Genomic DNA, 18,488 nt, shown 5'->3' on the forward strand with positions numbered 1-18,488 from the left:
GAGCACCTGAACAAGGCCATGGCCAAAGCGGCCTGATCCACAGACGCTCTCCTGGTGAGATATCTTGCTGCCAATGGGCAGCGCCGGCGCTGCCCATTGGCAGCAAGGCGGAGCACTGTCCAAAAAATCCGACGACAAAACGCTGAAAGAGCCAGAATCTCTATTGACTTCCAAGACAGTTGCTGAAGGGCCGTGTTCCCTGAGCCCAGCCCAACGGGCTGGGTAAAGAGACCAATTAACGAAACGCCCTGAAAGGGCGTGTTATCCAGGCCATGTCAACGTGTTCTCGGGGGCATCCTTCGGTGTGGACTTAACACGGCCCTTCAGGCCGTTCGGTGTGCCGGACCTTACCCAGCCCGTTGGGCTGGGCTCAGGGAACACGCTCCTTCAGGGCGTTAGGCCCAGGACAGCGGACAAGGCATAAATCAAAACTCGGAAAATCGAATTAGTTGGAGCAGGTGGTCTGAGACCCGCCCTCACCGGACGCCCGTTGGGCCTTCTAAGCCAGAGATCCCTACCGATAGGGGCCTTGCCTGGCTGTGACGACCACTCCCGCATCCAACGAGGGCAGGTCTCAGACCTGCCCCTACCGGAGCCGACCATTCGGCCCTCCTCTGTGATTCCCATCTCGCCCGCTACTATCCCAAGAATCACAGACTTCTGTGATGCGCAAAGAGCCGCGTTGGCCTAATCTACTAGTGTCGTATTGTGAACTCCCGTTCGGCAAAGTGCTAAGATAGGCCCATATGAGCAAGCTTCGTCATATAGTTGCGGTGGTCCTGATCGTCCTTGGCTTCGGCGGGGCGGCGCTGTCGCTCGCCGTGCCGACCGCCAGCGCCCAGGGCGCAGTCATTTCCGGGACGAGGCTAGACGTCATCACGATAGACGGAACGATCAGCCCCGTCACAGCCGATTTCCTTGAGCGCGGCATCTCCGACGCCGAGCATGGCGGCGCCGCGGCGCTGGTCGTTGTCCTGGACACTCCCGGCGGCCTGCTGGACTCCACGCGCGACATGGTGGAGGAGATCATGAGCGCGCGCATCCCGGTGATAGTCTACGTCTCCCCGCCGGGCGCGCAGGCCGCCTCGGCCGGCACGTTTATCACCGCAGCCGGGCACATCGCCGCCATGGCGCCGGGAACGAACATAGGCGCGGCGTCGCCCATCGCCGGCAGCGGCGAGGACCTGCCGGACACCCTCAAGTCAAAGGCCACGCAGGACGCCGCGGCCTTCATCCGCAGCATCGCCCAGGAGCGCGGACGCAATGCGGAGGCGCTCGAGGCCACGGTGACCGGCGCAGCCGCATACTCCGCGACCGAGGCCGTGGACCAGCGCGTGGTGGACGTGATCGCCTCGGACATTCCGGGCCTCCGGGCGATGGTGGACGGCCGCACCGTGCGCCTTCGCAGCGGGGACGCCGTTGTTAGGACCTCAGGCCTGCCCGTTCACGAAACAGAAAAGACGCTCGTGGAGTCGTTCGTCGGCTTCATATCCAATCCCAACGTAGCGTTTCTCCTGCTCGTCCTCGGTGGCATTGGCGTGCTTATTGAGATATTCACGCCCGGGCTGACCGGCCCAGGCGTCTTCGGCGTCATCTGCCTGGCCCTTGCGTTCGTTGCCTTCGGCAACCTGCCGGTGAACTGGGTCGGCATCGGCCTCATCCTGCTGTCGCTGGGCCTGTTTGCCATGGAGCTTCATACGCCCGGCGCCACGTTCTTCGGAGTCGCTGCGGTAATTGCATTCGTCATAGGGGCGTTCTTCCTCTTCGGCAGGTTCACGCCGGAGCCTATCGAGACGCCCAGCTTCCGCGTGAACGTATGGCTCATCGTGGGTGCTGCCGCCGCGGTGTCGGCGTTCTTGCTGCTCGTTGTCCGCGACATGGTATCTACGCTGCGGACCGCCCCGGGACGGTCGCAGGTCGCGACGACGAAGGACCTTGTGGGAAAGGCCGGACTGGCGATTATCGACCTTTCGCCCCGAGGCGTAGTGCGTGTGGGTGGAGAGGACTGGAGCGCTGTGTCCGATAGTGGGCATGCGATTGAAAAGGGGTCTGAGGTAATAGTGCTGGACGTGGATGGGCTGACCCTGAAGGTATTCAAAGGCAACGGCGTGGAGATTCCCGCCGATACCGTTAAGCCGGTACCAGGAGAAGCCGATGGCAATCATTAACTTCATGCGTGACTACCAGCGGATCGCCCTGTTCAAGTGGGGCAAATTCACGGGCATGAAGGGGCCCGGCCCTGTGTTCCTCATCCCGATCATCCATTCCGGTACCAGGGTTGATCTGCGCACGGAGGTGATCGACATCCCGCGCCAGACGAACATCACGCGCGACAACGCGCCGATAGACATCGACTTCCTGATCTACATGCGCGTCATGGCGGAGTACGCCTCGCGCGCCGTCCTGGAGGTTGAGAACTACCGCGCGGCCGTCATCGGTCTGGCAACCACTACCCTCCGCGCCGTCGTCGGCGATCTGGACCTGGACGCCGTGCTGTCCCAGCGCGAGCGCATCAACAGCGTACTGCGCGAGAAGCTGGACTCCGAGACCGCCCGCTGGGGCATCAAGGTCTCAAACGTGGAAATACGCGAGATCGAGCCGCCCAAGGACATCCAGGATGCAATGAACCGCCAGATGTCTGCCGAGCGCCTGCGCAGGGCCGTCGTCCGTGAAGCCGAAGGCACCAAAGAGGCGGCGGTTACAGTCGCTGAAGGCGAAAAGGCATCGGCGATTCTCAAGGCAGAGGGCCAGCGTCAGGCCGAAATCCTCTCAGCCGAGGGCGACAAGCAGGCGGCCATCCTGCGCGCCGAGGGCTACAGCACAGCCCTGGACAAGATATTCACCGTAGCGAAGGGCATCGACTCAAACACCCTGAGCCTTCAGTACTTCGAGACCCTGAAGCACATGGGCCAGGGCCAGTCGACGAAGTGGATCTTCCCCATGGAGTTCACCAGCCTCCTGAAGCCGCTGGCAGGCATGGTGAATGGGATGAACGGGGACGGGGAGAAGAAGTAGGAGAATTATGAAGTATGAATTATGAAGTATGAATGGTCAAAGCGGGGAGTTCGAGCCGAGAGACCTGAAGATTCGAACTAAGGACTTTGCTTTGCGAGTGGTCAGGATGTACTCCGCGTTGCCGAAGTCGGCCGCCGCAGATGTCATCGGAAGACAAGTGCTTCGTTCAGGTACATCTGTCGGCGCCAATTACCGCGAAGCCTATCGGGCGAGATCAAAGTCCGAGTTCATATCCAAGATTGGAGACTGCCTCAAGGAGCTCGACGAAACCGCATATTGGCTTGAGCTTCTTGCGGAATCGCCTACGGTCCCGGAGTCCAAAACGTCCAGTTTGCGCGACGAGTGCGACCAGCCTCTCTCCATCTTCACCACAATTTCAAAGTCAGCGAAGATTAACAAGGGATAGGCTGATAGAAACGGTGTGACTCCGGACCTATGGCTTCCTGCCTCCACTTCATAATTCATCATTCATACTTCTCTTTACAGCGCCTCTTTCACCTTCTCCGCCAGCTTGCGCGTCATGCCGGGCACCGCCGCGATATCGTCTATCGCGGCGTCCTTGATGCCGCGGACGGAGCCGAACTTGCGGAGGAGCATGCGGCGGCGGCGGGGGCCTATGCCTGGGATATCGTCGATTACCGAGCGGAGGTTGGTCTTGGAGCGGCGCTCCCGGTGGAAGGTGATCGCGAAGCGGTGCGCCTCGTCGCGGATGCGCTGCACCAGGAAGAGGCCCTGCGAGTCGCGCGGGAGGATGATTGGCTCAGGAGTGTAGGGAAGGAATATCTCTTCGTTCTCCTTCGCAAGGCTCGAGAGCGGGATGTTCGTTATCCCCAGCTCAAGGAATACCTGCAGCGCCGCGCCCAGATGGCCCTTGCCGCCGTCGATGATCACCAGGTCCGGGGCTAGCTCCCACGCCGCGTCTTGCCGTGGCGGCACAGGCTCGGCGTCCTCCGCCTCAACGTGAGTTGTCCGGCGCTGCTCGTCCAGCACCGGGGCCTCCCGGAGCTTCTCCACCGAGGACGGCGCGGAGAGCAGCGTCTCGCCGGACTCCGCCGGAGACTGTGTGGACAGCCGCTTGAAGCGCCTGGTAAGCATCTCGCGCATGGAAGAGTAGTCGTCCACTCCCTGGACCGTCTTGATCTTGAAGCGCCGATAGTGGGCCGTCTTGGGCTTGCCCTCCTCGAACACGACCATGCTCCCCACGGTGTTAGTGCCCTGGATATTCGAGATGTCGTAACACTCGATGCGAGAGGGCAGGGCAGGGAGGCCGAGCGCTTCCTGAATCTCCGCCATCGCCTGGTCGGCGATAGTGTTGTCCTGCGCCTTGCGGACCTTCATCTGGTCCAGCCCCTCGCGGGCGTTCTCCGCAACCATCTCCACCAGGCGCTTCTTCTCTCCGCGCTGGGGGACCAGCAGCTCCACCTTGCCGACCCTCTTCTTCTCAAGCCACTCTCGAACGAGCGTCTCGTCATCGATGGTGTGCTGGAGCAGGACCTTGGGCGGGATGTAAGGGTTCACGTCATAGAACTGCTCGACGAACGCGGCGATAACGGTGCCGGGGTCGTCGTCCTGCGTGCCCGTCATCGTGAAGTTGTCGCGGCCGATGAGCTTCCCCTGGCGGACGAAGAAGACCTCCACGCGCGCCTCGTTCTCGCCGGAGGCCATTGCGACGACGTCCATATTCTCGCCGCTCAGGTTCAGGACCTTCTGGCCCTCGTGGACCTTCTCAATCGACTGTATCTGGTCGCGCAGCGCCGCTGCGCGCTCGAACTCCAGGGTCTCGGCCGCCTGCGACATCCGGCGCGAGAGCGACTTGACGATGCTGTCCGTCTTGCCCTCAAGGAACATGACCACCTGGTCGATGATCTCCCCGTACTGCTCCGTGTTCACCGCCCCGATGCACGGGCCGGCGCACCGCTTGATGTAGTAGTCCAGGCACGGCCGCGGCTCCTTGCCCGTGATAACAATTGTGCAGGAGCGGTAAGGGAAGAGCTTCTTGAGCAGGGCGAGGGTGCGGCGGACGCTGCCGGCGCTGGCGAATGGGCCGAAGTACTTCGCGCCGTCCCTGGCAACGCGGCGGGTGATATACACCTGTGGGAAGTCCTCGGTGGTATCGATCTTGATGAAGGGGTAGCTCTTGTCGTCCTTCAGCCGCGCGTTATAGACGGGCCGGTGGTGCTTGATGAGGTTGGACTCGAGCAGCAAAGCCTCTTGCTCCGACTCGGTGACGATGAAGTCGAAGTCGACGACGTTCGCCACGAGGCTCTGTATCTTGGGTGGGAGGTTGCTGGACCCGGCGAAGTACTGGCGGAGGCGGTTGCGGAGGCGGGAGGCCTTTCCAACGTACAGCACGTCGCCTTTGGCGTCCCGCATCTGGTAGACGCCCGGCTTGGTGGGTGCTGCTTTGAGCCTGTCTGAGAAGGCCTGGTTTTCCAATGTTTGGCCTGATTGCGGAGCGCCCCGGGGAAAGCCGGGGCGCTCAGGCCATCACCGTTAACCCAGGACGAACGTGCAAGCTATGAGAATTGCTACTATAAGCGTAGTAATGATAGCAATTTGCCTGAGCTCACCGCCAACGAACTGTGTTGCGGGAGGGGCAGCGTAGGTGGATGACCTGCGGGTGCGCCGGACCGGCTCAACCTTGCCGGAGCCGAGTGCCGATGCCCTGCGGCGGGGCGTCCCGGTCTTCATGGCATCTAGTTCCGACTCGCCCTCATCGTCCGCCACGGGTGCCATGGGAGCGGGGGTGGAGACCGGGCCGTCAAGTAGCTGGCTGCCGGTGGGCGAGCCTACGCGCCGTCGCCTTGAATCGCGAAGCCGCGCCTGACGTGATGCTGCGCGGTGGTCTTTGCCTGGCATCTAGAAAAGTCCTCCAGAGAATCCTCTCACCGTTACCCCATCTCTCACGACGGAGACTCTGAACGGTAGTGCCGGGCGAAGCCCGGCCTGCGTATTATCTCTTATTTGCCGTAATTGTGCGATAGCCTATCCCGAAGCTACCGCGCCCGGGGATGCGAGCGCTCGTACTCGGCCCGCACATGCTCGCTTGTCAGGTGCGTGTAAACCTGGGTGGTCGTTATGCTCGCGTGGCCAAGGAGCTCCTGGACGTGCCTCAGCGGAGCGCCGCCGCGAAGCAAGTGCGTGGCGAAGCTGTGCCGCAGCGTGTGCGGCGTGATCTTGCGCTGTATGCCGGCCTTGCGGGCGAGGCCGCGCAGGATGAGCCAGAAGCCCTGCCGGGTAAGTCTCTCGCCACGGTGGTTAAGGAACAGCGTCGGTCCGGACCGCCCGTTGGCGATCATCGGCCTGCCCTCGATGATATACGACTTCACAACGTCCACGGCGTGGGAGTGGATCGGGATGAGCCTCTCCTTCGCGCCCTTGCCGTAGCATCGGACGAAGCTCTGCTGGAGGTCAACATCCTGAATGTTGAGCGCCACCAGCTCGCTGACCCTGATGCCCGTCGCATACAGAAGCTCCAGCATCGCCCTGTCGCGCATCGCGTCCGGGGCAGGGCCTTTGGGCGTCTCCAGGAGGGTTTTGATCTCCTCCACGGTCAGGGCTTCCGGGAGGGAGCGGCCTACCCTGGGGGAGCTGACGTTCTCGGTGGGGTCCTGTTCGATGATCCCCTCCTGAAGTAGGAAGCTGAACAGCGACTTGGCGGAGGCGACCTTGCGCGCGCGGGTCGTGTCTGAGAACCCCTTCTCGTGGAGCTGGAGAACATAGTCCGAAACCACCTTGGAGGTCACCTGTTTCCAGGTCTCATCCCCTTTGGCGTTCGGGTTACGCTTATCCAGGAACTCAACGAGCTGGTTGAGATCGTTCTTGTAAGCGGCGAGCGTGTTTGGGGAGAGTCCGCGCTCTACGGTTGTGTAGTTGAGGAATCGGTCAACTGTTTGGTTCATATCTCTTCACTTATTAATGTTCTGTAGAGTAGACATATAATTCTAGCACACATTTTGGATTTCTTCGCTAGGTTTCTTTTGTATAAAATCAAGCGATTTGGGTTAAGCTACGGGGAGTGGCAGTGGGCAGTGGGCAGTGGGTTGACAGCCAACAGCCGTTTGCGCTTTCCTTGGCTCACTGCCCACTGCCCACTGCCATCTCTTGACATCTATTATGCGACATACGTAGAGTAAAACAAGTTTTCACACCGCCGTACAGGAATTTCCATGATTGAAATCGATATAGTGCCAAATTTATGGTCGGCTGACTTCCTCCAGTCGTTTCTCGTGAGCTGGCACGGCTTCTTGAGCTTCGTCGCAGTCGCCACCGGAGTGATACTCGTCGGCCGCTGGGCGCCGATGAAAGGGATCGACCCCGACGACATCTATTCAATCGCCATCTGGGCGATCATTGGCGGCGTAATAGGCGCGCGCGTTGTGCACGTGATCGACAACTGGAACGTCCTGTACGCGGACAACCCGGGGCAGATCTTCGCCATTTGGAACGGCGGCATCGGCCTGTGGGGCGGCATCCTTGGCGGATTCATCGGCGGCGCAGGGTACGCGGCGCTTGCCAAACACCCGGTAGGCCTCATTGCCGACCTCACCGCGCCGGCGCTCGCGTTCGCGCAGTCGATCGGGCGCATTGGCGACATCGTCAACGGCGAGCACTGCGCGAAGGCGACGGACCTCTTCTTCGGCATGCAGTGGACGCACAGCGAGACGGCGGCGCTTAGCTGCGCCAACGGCTACAACAACGCAGTGCACCCCGTTATCCTCTATGAGATCCTGTGGAACACAATGTCGATGGCAATCGTGTGGGCGCTCCGGGGCCGGATTCGGCCCAATGGCATGCTGTTCGCCCTTTACATGGCCCTTTACGCCACCGGCAGGTTCATCATCTCGTTCTTCCGCGAGGACCGCATCTGGGCGTTCGGCATGCAAGAGGCTCACTACATCGCGCTCCTGGTGCTGGCGATCACCCTTCCGATCCTGATCGTCCGCGCACGCTTCCAGAAGAAGGCGCCCGAGGACGAGGTCGTCGCCGCTCCCGCAGTCCGCGGCACCCGCGCCGAGCGCCGCCGCAAGGCCCGCAAGGTGGGCCTCTAGCACACCGCAGGGCTTGCGCCTGACCCTTGTCTTGTTAGAATGGCCTCGGCAAGTGCCGGGGCCATTTTGTTTGCCGGAGTACATCTAAATTTGAAAGACCAGCGGACCGCACTCACAATCCGCTACGTCGCCACCCTCGCACTCCCCACGGTGATAGTCTTGCTCCTGTGGTGGCGCGGCGACGGCAACTGGTTGATGATGCTGCTCACGGTGCCCCTGGCGTTGTTCAGCTGGACAGCGAACGTGTGGTTCACATTCAACATGTCCGGCCTGCTTTTGGGCTTCTACGACCGCCGCAAAGCGTTCGGGCTGGAGAAGCACGAACGCACCGCCGAGGAAAAGACCAAGGCCCGCCGCAGGATGGTCCTGTACTTTATTCTAGGCTGTTTTGTCGTTTCAGTTTGGGTCATCGGCTCGCAGAGCTGGCTCCTCGTCGTATACACCTTCGTCTCCGTCTTCGCCGCGTACTGGGCGTACATGATTGTGGGCAGGGTCAGGCCGCCCCGGGAGGCGAAAGCTGGGCAGCACGGCGAGCGGAATGAGAAGGTCGACTTCGACTGACGGCGCGATGCGGCAGCAGCTGAACGAAGTGCGCATTACCATCAGCTGTCGCCACGCTATCGGACGACCTTGAAGTCCTGCACGTTGAGCTGTAGCGAGGTGTGGCCGTTCCACGTGTTGAGGCCGGCGGTGTAGACCACGTCCACCACGTTGCCGGGGACGACCGGCCGGTTGCCCTGTCGGAAGGCGATGGCGTCCCACGTTGCGCCGTCGTGGCTGAGGCGCATCTTGAGGTGGTCCTGGCGCTGGCCCACCTTGCGGGCGTCCAGGACGCGGGCGTAGCGGGTGAGGAAGACGGGCTGCGGATTGCCCTCGCCGAAGGGCTGCATGCGCTGGATGAACTCCAGATTCTTGTCCGTGAGCAGCGCAGGGGTTATTTCGCAGTCGACGTCCACGGCCGGCGATAGCTGGGCATGGCGCAGCTTGCCGTGTGCCAGCGCGAGTAGCTCGGCCTTGAGCTGCGGCAGGTCGCGGGTGGGAAGGGCGAAACCGGCTGCCTGGGGGTGGCCGCCGTAGCGGCTGAACAGACCCTTGCTTGCGCCGAGCGCGTCTACGATGTTGAATTCGGGTATGCTCCTGGCACTCGCGCGGGAGTACGCCTCCTCGACCAGGACGGCGATTACGGGCCGGTAGTACATCTCGGACAGGTTGCCGGCGATCAGGCCCAGGATGCCCGGGAGCCAATCCTGCTTCTCCACGATGATGATGGGTGGCAGCCCGGCCCCGGTCTCAACCTGTCTGCGGGCGTCCGCGATGCTGCTCTCAGCCAGCAGCTTGCGCTCCTGGTTCTGGCGCTCCAGCCTCTCGGCGATGGACACCGCTATCTCGGCCTTGGATGCGGTAAGGAGGTCGAGGCTCAACATCGCGTCGCCGAGGCGCCCGGCGGCGTTCAGTCTGGGTATGATCTGGAAGGAGAGGGACTCCGAGTCGAGCGAGCCGAGCTTTAGCCCGGCCCGCTCGATCAGCGCCCGCAGGCCCATGTGCTGCGTGCTGTTCAAGCTCTCCAGCCCGCGGCGGACAATATAGCGGTTCTCCCCAGTGAGCGGTCCAAGGTCGGACACGGTGCCGAGCGCGGCGAGCTCCATCAGGTGGTCGGGTCGGGGCCGTCCAAGGTCCGCGTACAGTGCCTCGGCAAGCTTGTATGCAAGGCCGGCGCCCGTGAGACCCATGAACGGGTAGCGCGAGCCCGTCCAGAGCGGGTGAATGATCGCAGTCGCGCGCGGAGGCTCGACGGGGAGGGTGTGATGGTCGGTAATGATCGTGTCGATGCCGCAGCCGCGCGCAGACTCCACTTCCCGGTAAGAGCTCACGCCGCAGTCAACGGTGATCAGCAGGGACACGCCATGGGACCGCAGCGTCTCCACCGCCTCGATGTTGAGGCCGTGGCCTTCATCCGTCCTGTGGGGCAGGTACGAGACGACGTTCGCCCCCAGGTCCCGGAGCGCCTGGACAATCAGCGCGGTGCCGCTTATGCCGTCGGTGTCGAAGTCGCCGAAGACGCCGATTGTCTCACGGGCGTCGAGTGCCTTCCGGACCCGGGCAACCGCCTTCTCCATGTCCGGCAGTAGCGAAGGGTTGTGGGCCAGGCCGGCGTCCGCCCGAAGAAAGGCATCTTGCTCGTCAGGGGTACGAATGCCGCGTGCGTAGAGGAGGTGGGCCTGGAATGGAGGCAACCCCAGCTCCCTGGCGAAGCCGATCGGCGGCGCCGGGCGCTTCCTCCATGCCTTTTCCGTCATGGGTCCCTCTACATGGGCGAGTTAGTTCTTGATGCGGAAGAACTTGCCGCTGGCGATTGCGAGCACCACGAAGACGACGAGCACCAGCGCGGCGGCGATGCGGCCTTCCTCGGGGTTTCTTAAGTATAACGCCGCAACGCAGGCGATGCCCACAATAGCCACCATCATCCTGGTGAAATGGTCGCCGATTGTAGGCGGTGGCTTGACGACCGCTCCGCGCTCGACAATCTTGCGCCGCTTGATCCGGTCGGTGACCCACGCGAACTCCGAGTAGAAGCCCCATGCGCCCACTGTGCAGCACAACAACATGATCGATTCCCACATAAACATCCCACACCACCTCGGAACGAAACTCGGAATCCAGCCAATCAGGTCACGATAGAATTGCCCGTCTACTCTGCGAACTCCTTGAAGATTAGGCTCACGTTGTGGCCGCCGAAGCCGAACGAGTTGCTCATCGCCGTCCTCACCCTCCCACGACGGGCCATGTGGGGGGTATAGTCCAGGTCGCACTCCGGGTCCGGCTCCTCCAGGTTTATCGTCGGCGGTATGACGCCGTTGGCGATGGAGAGGACGGATATGCCCGCCTCCAGCGCTCCGCTCGCGCCCAGGAGGTGCCCGGTCATCGACTTGGTGGAGCTGATCCGGATCTTCGCCGCTTCTGCGCCGAAGACGGTCTTCATCGCCGCCGTCTCGAACTTGTCGTTTATGGGCGTAGAGGTCCCGTGAGCGTTCACGTAGTCAATGTCCACGGGCTTCATGTGCGCCTTGTCAAGCGCTATGTTCATCGCCCTCGCGCCGCCCTCGCCGCCGGGCGCGGGCTGCGTTATGTGGTGCGCGTCCGAAGTGGACCCGTACCCCACCAGCTCTGCGATCGGCTGCGCGCCGCGCTTGACGGCGTGCTCAAGAGTCTCCAGCACCAGCACGCCGGAGCCTTCGCCCAGCACAAAGCCGTCCCGCTGCGCATCGAATGGCCTGGATGCCTTTCGCGGCTCATTGTTCCGCCGGGAGAGCGCCTTGCAGGCGTTGAACCCGGCCACGCCGATAGGGCAGATCGCAGCCTCCGCGCCCCCGGCCAGCACCACGTCTGCGATGCCCAGCCGCAGGAACTCCATCGCGGTGCCGATGGCATCCCCTCCGCTGGAGCATGCGGAAACAGTCGAAAAATTCGGTCCCTTGGCCCCCAGCGTCATAGAGACCTGCCCGGACGCCATGTCAGGCAGCATCTTGGGCACAAGAAATGGGCTAACCCTGGAAGCCCCCTTGGACTCGAGCACGCCGATCTGCTCAGAGAGCGTAATGATCCCTCCGATGCCGCTGGCGATCATCACCGAAACACGCTCGGCGTTGGACGCGTCTATTTTCAGGCCGGCGTGCTGGACAGCCTCCATCGCGGCCACGACGGCGAGCTGGGCGAACCTGTCCATCTTGCCCGCCTCTTTTCGGCCGATGTGCTGGGTAGGGGCGAACCCCTTCACCTCTCCGGCGATGGTGGTCTCAAGCCCTTCAGGGTTGAATGAGCTTATCGTATCGATTCCGGACCTGCCCGCAACGAGTCCCTGCCAGGTAGCGTCCCTGTTCACCCCCACGGGGCTGATCAGGCCGATACCTGTGACCACCACTCGACGGCTCATGTGACAAGGTACTCCTTAGATGCGTTCCGCTCCCAACATCCACACCCAGGACAGGGTATACCAAAACTTGAAGAAAAATAAAGCTGGAATCACGCTCGCAGGCAACCCGGACGGGCGCTATGGTCGCACAGGATAGGCCCCGGCCGACGCGCCTATACCCAGCTTCCTTGCCAGCTCCAGGTTGGACGGCTCAACCAGCACGGACCCATCAGGAAAGATGATCGTGGGTATGCTCCTCATCCCCCGATTTATCTCGATGACTTTCTGCGCAGCGCTCGGATCAGCGTCCACATCGACCCATTCGTAGGGAACGTTGAAGGAGTCGAAGAAGCTCTTGGCGCGCCTGCAGTCCCCACACCACATGGCGCCGAAGACCACTATCTTTTCGCTGCTCATGAGACTCCAATCAGGACTGTCCTGGCCGGCGCACCGTCCAGTCCGACTAATTTAATCGGCAGGCATACCAGTACGTAGTATCCCTGAGGCACAGCGGACAAGTCCAGATTTTCAACCACGAGAACGCCTGAACCGAGGAGCGTCCTGTGCGCTGAGTAGCGACCTTCAGATACGGTGTCGACTGACTGCCCTTCGATGCCGACGAGCTTGATGCCGGAGGCGACAATGGCCGCCGCCGCTTCCGGGGATAGTGTGCTGTCCGCCCCGGTCTTGAGAAGTAGGCGCTGCACGCCGGTCGGCACTGCCGCAGCCCGCAGGTGCTCAGGGGTGATTTCGACCACCGGACCGAGCTCCGCCACATATGCGTCGCCGAAGACCGTATCCAACGGCAGGTCGTCCACGGTGGACCCCGCGGGGAAGAAATGGGCAGGAGCGTCAATGTGCGTACCCGTGTGAGACCCCATCGAGATAGCCGTCAGGGTGAACGGGTCGCCGTTCGCCACGTGTTTTACCCTGGAAACGGACACGGGCGGGTCTCCAGGATACACCTGCATGCCGGGCACGATAGGCCGAGTTATGTCATACAGCTTAATTTGCGCCGTCTCTCGTTGCTCCGGATTTCTTCAAGTTCCTATAATAGCAAACAGCAGTAACCTTTTGGAGCCGTTTTGAACCCTTCCGCCACAGACCAAAGCCAGCCCACGGCAGCGATTGAGACGCACGGCTGCAAGCTGAACATCGCGGACTCCGCCGAGCTCGCTGCGCAGCTTATGAGCGCCGGCTACCGTCTCGTCGGCGAGGACGGGCCTGCGGATGTCTACATCGTGAACACATGCACTGTGACTCACGTTGCGGACCGCAAGGCGCGGAAGGCGCTTCGCGGCGCGCGGGAGCGCAACCCCACGGCAACCGTGGTCGCCACCGGGTGTTTTGCCCAACGGTCTCCGGTGGCGCTGGGAAAGATACCGGGGGTGGATATCGTCGCCGGCAACACGGCCAAGCCGGACCTGGTGCAACGCATCGTGGAAGGCGGAGGCCGGATGGCGGAACGCCCGGCCGCGCATCCTATGACGATCGCTCCGCGTGCCTTTCGGACGCGCGCGACGATCAAGATACAGGAAGGGTGCGACCAGGTCTGCGCGTACTGCATTGTGCCCAGGGTGCGCGGCAGGGAGCGCAGCATACCAGCGGGCGACATTGTATCGCGCATTTCCTCCCACGTGGCGGAAGGGTACATGGAGATTGTTCTCACCGGGACTCAACTCGGCTCGTATGGCTTCGACCTCGAAGGGATGGACTTGAAGGGCCTTGTGCGACGCATCCTCAGCGAATGCGCCATGCCCAGGCTGCGCATGTCTTCTCTTCAGGCGCAGGAGATTGGGCCAGACATACTGGCCCTCTGGTCGGACAGCCGTCTCGCCCCGCACTTTCACATTCCCCTCCAGAGCGGCAGCGACGCCGTTCTGGCCCGCATGCGCCGCCGCTACACAGCCTCCAGATACCTCGAGGCGGTAGGCCTCGTCAGGCGGAGTGTTCCGGGAGTCTCCATCACCACAGACGTCATTGTTGGCTTTCCAGGCGAGACTGATGCCGATTTTGAGGCGACGTTCAGCCTGTGCGAGCGAGTGGGTTTCGCGGGAATTCATGTATTCCCGTACTCTCAAAGGCCCGGAACAAGCGCGACGCATTACGTTGACCAGCTTGACGATGGGGTGAAGCGGGAGCGCATGGCGCGGCTGCTGGAGCTCGCCGGCCGGAGCGCGGCAGAGTACCGCGACGGACTTTTCGGCGCCGTTCGGCAGGTCCTTTGGGAAAACCCGAGGCTTGTGAACGGCGAGCAGCACTGGGCTGGCCTCACGGACAACTATGTTCGCGTGATTGCTCCATCCCCGCAAGACCTGGGCAACCGCATCACCGGCGCCAGGCTCCTGCGTGACTCCAGGGACGGCGTTGTGGCTGAAGTGATGGGTTAGATGTTAACCGTTTGGAGAGTTGTTTTGCCGTTACGCTGCTCTATGTAAGCGCCGCACGTTTCCGAGGAATTGCCGAAGATGAGGAGCCAGCCACCGGCCAGGGCCATTTTCAGTAGTTCCTTCTTCCTGTCCAGTGTCTGGTTGGGGTCGTGGTCCATGGCGGAGATGCAAGTCAGATCAACGTGGTATTGGGTGGGCATGAGCTTGCCCACATAGGCTATGCGGGCGCTTCCGATCTCCACGAGCACGATCTGGTGGCCGCTCGTCGGACCGCCGGTGAGCCTCGTCCGTACGCCGGGGGCAATCTCGGTGTCGCCTTCCACAAGCTTCAACACTCCACCGTCTGAAAGGGGAGCGAAGTCATCCTTAAAATAGCTTCCCGCCGCCCTTTCGTTGGGGTTGGCGGCCTGTTCCCATGCCTGTTTCTGCACTATGTACTTGGCTTTAGGGAAGGTCGGTACTGCGTCCCCGGAACGATCGAGTTTGCTGCATCCGCCGCTCTGGTCGAAAAGCAGGTTGGTCATCACGACCACGTCGATATCCCTGGCGGTCAGACCGTGTTTTTTTATCTCACGAAGCAGCTTGTTGCCGTTGAGGCTGTAGTCATCCTTGAACCTGTTCAGCTGCTTGGTGCCCGCCCCGGTGTCGACCAGCACGTTCAAGCCCGGCATCTGGACAAGAAGCGAGTTGATGCCGAGACGTATGCGGTTCTTGCGGTCCGGCCGGACGTGCAGCTCCCACACCGCCCTCGGAAGCTGGCCGAACACAGCGCCCCCGTCCATCAGGTACGTGCCGTCGCTGACAATGTTGACGAGGGTTGTGCCGACCTTCAAAGGTGTGCCTCCCGGGGCAATGGGTCCCGAAAATCCGTTGCTGTTGTGGACGATGAACGGCGTAATCGTGGTAAAAAGAGGTCACTATACAGTATGGCTGCAAACCGGTCGGGCTTCAATGCCCCCGGTGTGCGAAACCCCTGGAGAAACATATTTTCTTGCGGCAATTTTGTCAAGTAGGCAACCCCCGCGGCCCTTCGCCGCACGATGTATTGCATGCGGCGAAGGGCTTGCAGGGGCAGAAAAGCGCCTATTGAAGCTCAGAAAGCGTTGAGCGGAATGCGTCGACCGTCTGCTTGATGTCTGCGTCCGTGTGAACAGCCGAGACGTAGAATTTCGTATCGCCCCGGAAGATTCCGCGGTCCATGAGCATCTTGTTCCACCTCAGGAGCTTGGGCTTGTCCGCCTTCAGGCCTGAGCGGTAGTCGTACACGTCCTCGGTGGTGAAGAACACGTCGAAGAGCGGGTCCTCGCCCACCACCTTTGCTGGGATCTCCGCCTCGTTGAGCGCGCTCTGGAGACCTTCGCGGATCCTCTTGCCGTTGGCAAAAAGCTTCTCGTATGTGCCCGGCTTTTTGAGCACCTTCAGCGTGGCAAGCCCTGCCGCGCAGGCGATCGGGTTGCCGTTAAGGGTGCCGATCTGGACCATCTGCTCGCCCTTGGCAACGGATGACGGATCGAAGTGTTTCATGATCTCGTCACGGCCCGCAACGGCGGCCAACGGGTAGCCGCCCGCGACTACCTTGCCGAGCGTGCACATGTCCGGCGTCACGCCGTAATACTCCTGGGCGCCGCCGTAGGAGAACCGAAAGCCGGTCACGATCTCGTCGAAAATCAGGGGGATGCCGTATCGCTGAGTGATTTCCCGCAGCCCCTGGAGGAAGCCCGGCTTCGGGGGGAGCAATCGCTGGAACGGCTCGACGATCACGCCGCCAAGCTCGTTGTGGTGCTTGTCGATGATCGCAGACGTGGTCTCAATGTTGTTGAATGGCGCGATCAGCACCTCGTTCTGTATCGACTTCGGTATGCCCGGAGTGTCAGGCACGGGGTGCGGGTAGTCCTTCGGGTTGGCGGGGGCCAGGCTCATCAGGGAGTAGTCGTTCATCCCGTGGAAGCCGCCCTCGAACTTCAGGACCTTGTCCTTCTTCCGGTAGGCCCTGGCGGCGCGCATCGCGTAGAGGGTAGCTTCGGTGCCTGTGCTCGTATAGCGCACCTTCTGGGCGCAAGGCACGGCCTTCGCAATCTCTTCGGCGAGCTGAATGGAGGGCTCGCTCATGGCAAAGAAGGTGGAGCCCTTGGGCACCTGCGTCATTACAGCTGAGGTGACTTCGGGGTGGGCGTGCCCGATCACCATGGGGCCGGAGCCGAGAAGATAGTCCACGTACTCGTTGCCGCTGATATCCCAGACATGGCTGCCCTGGCCACGGTCGATGATGACCTCGGCGAACATATTGCCCGTGCTGCCGCCGGGCAGAAATTTCTTCGCCCTTTTAATGGTATCTTGCTCTCTAGGAGTAACCCTTCGCCCAGTCATCTACTCTCCTTTGCGCCCTTACTCTATAATTTGTCTGACGCGCGGCTACATGTTATCACGACCGCGTCGGCTCTAACACACGCCTAAACCCCCACGGAGTGCTCATGGACATTCGCGTCGTCGCCGGAGACATTACGGCCCGCCCCGCGGCCGCTATCATCGTGAATCTCTTCGAGGGCGTTGCCTCCCCCGGCGGCGCCGCGGGGGCTGTGGACAGCGCCCTTGGCGGCGCTATTGCTGCCCTGATCGCTGACGGCGAGACCAAAGGCAAGCTGGGAGAGGTCACCCTGTTGCACACGCTCGGCAAAATGGCCCCGGCGCGGGTGGTGGTGGTCGGGCTCGGGAAGCAAGAGAAATTCGGCGCAGATGCGGTCCGCACGGCGATGGCCGCGGCCTGCCGACACCTGCGCGGGATCTCGGTTGAGCGAATCGCCACCATCGTCCACGGCGCCGGCGTCGGCGGCCTGGACGCGCGGCAGGCGGCCGAAGCGGTCACGGAGGGAGCGCTTCTCGGACTTTACAGGTTCGACAAGTACAAAACATCGGACGCCGCCACTCGCAAAGAGATCAAGGAGATCGAAATCGTCGAGGCCGATGCCGCAAAGATTGGAGAGATTGAAGCCGGCGTCACGCACGGACGGATGCTCGCTGAGGCCACCGTGTTCGCCCGGGACATGATTAACGAACCCGGGAATGTGATGACCCCGACCCGGATGGCGGAGCGCGCGCTGGAGGTCTCCCGCGAGGCCAGCCTGGGGCTCGATGTTATTGAGCGGCCGCGCATGAAGGAGCTCGGCATGGGCGCCTTCCTGGGCGTCGCACAGGGTAGCGTGGAGCCGCCGAAGCTCATTGTGCTCAAGTACACCGGCGATCCTGAAAACCCGACCAACAACCTCGGACTGCTTGGCAAGGGAATAACCTTCGACAGCGGCGGCATATCAATCAAGCCGTCCGAAAACATGGGCGATATGAAGGGCGACATGGCAGGCGGTGCCGCGGTTATCTCTGCAATGAAGGTCATTGGTCGCCTCAAGCCGCGCATCAACGTGTATGCGATTGTCCCCGCGACCGAGAACATGCCCGGCGGCCGGGCCCAGCGCCCAGGCGATATCGTTAAGACGATGAACGGCAAGACGATAGAAATCGACAATACGGACGCCGAGGGCCGCCTCGTTCTCGCCGACGCCATGGCGTACGCGCGATCGCTCGGCATTGAGCGTATCGTCGACGTGGCAACGCTCACCGGCGCGATGATCATCGGCCTCGGCAAGGTCTGCACCGGTGTGTTCGGCAACAACCAGCAGCTCATCGACAGCGTGCTGGAGGCGGGGAAGCAGACCGGAGAGCGCATGTGGCAGCTTCCGATGTTCGACGACTACAAGGACCAGTACAAGAGCGAGTGGGCGGATATCAAGAACACGGGCGGCCGCCCGGCCGGGTCCATCACCGGCGCGCACATCATCGGCGAGTTCGCGGCGGGCGCGGCATGGGCCCACCTGGACATCGCGGGCACTTCAATGGCAGACGGTGTTACGGGGACCAACGTCAAGGGCGCAACCGGCGTCATGGTGCGCTCGCTTGCGCAGCTGGCGGTCAATCTTGGACGCTCCTGACGCTCATTTTGCAGGGCAGCGCTGTCAATGCTCAATGACTTTGTCAGTCTTACTGCTCAGTGATTTTGTCAGTACGACTGGTTTTTGTTGAATCAGTCTCGATCTCCAAGGGTGATCTGGACCCGGCTTTCGATCCTTGGGC

17 protein-coding genes are annotated in these 18,488 nt (G+C 61.9%); 7 read left to right on the forward strand and 10 right to left on the reverse strand.

The window, feature by feature from the left end; translation table 11 throughout:
• The first annotated feature begins 746 nt into the window (after positions 1-746).
• From FJ319_11360 to FJ319_11370, 3 genes are read left to right on the forward strand one after another with little or no spacing between them, the layout of a single operon-like run.
• On the forward strand, positions 747-2,168 hold the full coding sequence (locus FJ319_11360) for a nodulation protein NfeD (GenBank protein MBM3934877.1): 1,422 nt from the start codon (positions 747-749) through the stop codon (positions 2,166-2,168).
• On the forward strand, positions 2,155-3,015 hold the full coding sequence (locus FJ319_11365; protein ID MBM3934878.1) for an SPFH/Band 7/PHB domain protein: 861 nt from the start codon (positions 2,155-2,157) through the stop codon (positions 3,013-3,015). Before FJ319_11360 ends, FJ319_11365 begins: the two co-directional genes overlap by 14 nt.
• Before the next feature lie 28 nt (positions 3,016-3,043).
• On the forward strand, positions 3,044-3,421 hold the full coding sequence (locus tag FJ319_11370) for a four helix bundle protein (protein MBM3934879.1): 378 nt from the start codon (positions 3,044-3,046) through the stop codon (positions 3,419-3,421).
• 74 nt (positions 3,422-3,495) lie between these two features.
• On the opposite strand, the gene uvrC is transcribed toward FJ319_11370, so the two are convergent.
• The 3 genes from uvrC to xerD all read right to left on the reverse strand — a co-directional run bounded on the left by uvrC (position 3,496) and on the right by xerD (position 6,917).
• On the reverse strand, positions 3,496-5,451 hold the full coding sequence (gene uvrC, locus FJ319_11375) for an excinuclease ABC subunit UvrC (GenBank protein MBM3934880.1): 1,956 nt from the start codon (positions 5,449-5,451) through the stop codon (positions 3,496-3,498).
• 57 nt (positions 5,452-5,508) lie between these two features.
• Positions 5,509-5,874: a hypothetical protein gene (locus FJ319_11380; GenBank protein ID MBM3934881.1), complete on the reverse strand. Its 366-nt coding sequence runs from the start codon at positions 5,872-5,874 to the stop codon at positions 5,509-5,511.
• Between the two features lie 137 nt (positions 5,875-6,011).
• Complete coding sequence (xerD, locus tag FJ319_11385) at positions 6,012-6,917, reverse strand: site-specific tyrosine recombinase XerD (GenBank protein ID MBM3934882.1); 906 nt, start codon at positions 6,915-6,917, stop codon at positions 6,012-6,014.
• Between the two features lie 267 nt (positions 6,918-7,184).
• Here xerD and lgt point away from each other — a divergent pair, with 267 nt between their 5' ends.
• Positions 7,185-8,066, forward strand: coding sequence for a prolipoprotein diacylglyceryl transferase (lgt, locus tag FJ319_11390; protein MBM3934883.1), 882 nt, complete (start codon positions 7,185-7,187; stop codon positions 8,064-8,066).
• A 90-nt stretch (positions 8,067-8,156) separates the two neighbouring features.
• Positions 8,157-8,627, forward strand: a complete 471-nt coding sequence (locus tag FJ319_11395) for a hypothetical protein (GenBank protein ID MBM3934884.1) — start codon at positions 8,157-8,159, stop codon at positions 8,625-8,627.
• A gap of 56 nt (positions 8,628-8,683) precedes the next feature.
• Here FJ319_11395 and recJ read toward each other — a convergent pair whose 3' ends face one another.
• The 5 genes from recJ to FJ319_11420 all read right to left on the reverse strand — a co-directional run bounded on the left by recJ (position 8,684) and on the right by FJ319_11420 (position 12,947).
• The gene (gene recJ, locus FJ319_11400; GenBank protein ID MBM3934885.1) at positions 8,684-10,363 is read right to left on the reverse strand and encodes a single-stranded-DNA-specific exonuclease RecJ; all 1,680 of its coding nucleotides are present in this window, start codon (positions 10,361-10,363) and stop codon (positions 8,684-8,686) included.
• Between the two features lie 21 nt (positions 10,364-10,384).
• Positions 10,385-10,693 carry a hypothetical protein gene (locus FJ319_11405; GenBank protein MBM3934886.1) on the reverse strand — a complete coding sequence of 103 codons (309 nt, stop codon included), beginning with the start codon at positions 10,691-10,693 and terminating at the stop codon, positions 10,385-10,387.
• A gap of 62 nt (positions 10,694-10,755) precedes the next feature.
• Entirely contained in the window at positions 10,756-11,997 is a 1,242-nt protein-coding gene (gene fabF / locus FJ319_11410; GenBank protein MBM3934887.1) for a beta-ketoacyl-ACP synthase II, read from the reverse strand.
• A 117-nt stretch (positions 11,998-12,114) separates the two neighbouring features.
• Positions 12,115-12,393, reverse strand: coding sequence for an NrdH-redoxin (locus FJ319_11415; GenBank protein ID MBM3934888.1), 279 nt, complete (start codon positions 12,391-12,393; stop codon positions 12,115-12,117).
• Positions 12,390-12,947 carry a cyclase family protein gene (locus FJ319_11420; GenBank protein MBM3934889.1) on the reverse strand — a complete coding sequence of 186 codons (558 nt, stop codon included), beginning with the start codon at positions 12,945-12,947 and terminating at the stop codon, positions 12,390-12,392. Before FJ319_11420 ends, FJ319_11415 begins: the two co-directional genes overlap by 4 nt.
• A 114-nt stretch (positions 12,948-13,061) precedes the next feature.
• Here FJ319_11420 and mtaB point away from each other — a divergent pair, with 114 nt between their 5' ends.
• On the forward strand, positions 13,062-14,366 hold the full coding sequence (gene mtaB / locus FJ319_11425; protein MBM3934890.1) for a tRNA (N(6)-L-threonylcarbamoyladenosine(37)-C(2))-methylthiotransferase MtaB: 1,305 nt from the start codon (positions 13,062-13,064) through the stop codon (positions 14,364-14,366).
• Here mtaB and FJ319_11430 read toward each other — a convergent pair.
• Both FJ319_11430 and FJ319_11435 read right to left on the reverse strand, forming a co-directional pair.
• Complete coding sequence (locus FJ319_11430) at positions 14,363-15,199, reverse strand: MBL fold metallo-hydrolase (protein ID MBM3934891.1); 837 nt, start codon at positions 15,197-15,199, stop codon at positions 14,363-14,365. The genes mtaB and FJ319_11430 overlap by 4 nt on opposite strands.
• A 250-nt stretch (positions 15,200-15,449) precedes the next feature.
• Positions 15,450-16,733: an aminotransferase class III-fold pyridoxal phosphate-dependent enzyme gene (locus tag FJ319_11435; GenBank protein MBM3934892.1), complete on the reverse strand. Its 1,284-nt coding sequence runs from the start codon at positions 16,731-16,733 to the stop codon at positions 15,450-15,452.
• A gap of 104 nt (positions 16,734-16,837) precedes the next feature.
• Between FJ319_11435 and FJ319_11440 the strand changes: the two genes are divergently transcribed.
• On the forward strand, positions 16,838-18,346 hold the full coding sequence (locus FJ319_11440) for a leucyl aminopeptidase (protein ID MBM3934893.1): 1,509 nt from the start codon (positions 16,838-16,840) through the stop codon (positions 18,344-18,346).
• Positions 18,347-18,488 lie beyond the last annotated feature (142 nt).

The organism is SAR202 cluster bacterium (genome assembly GCA_016872355.1).
GTDB lineage: Bacteria > Chloroflexota > Dehalococcoidia > Lucifugimonadales > VGZY01 > VGZY01.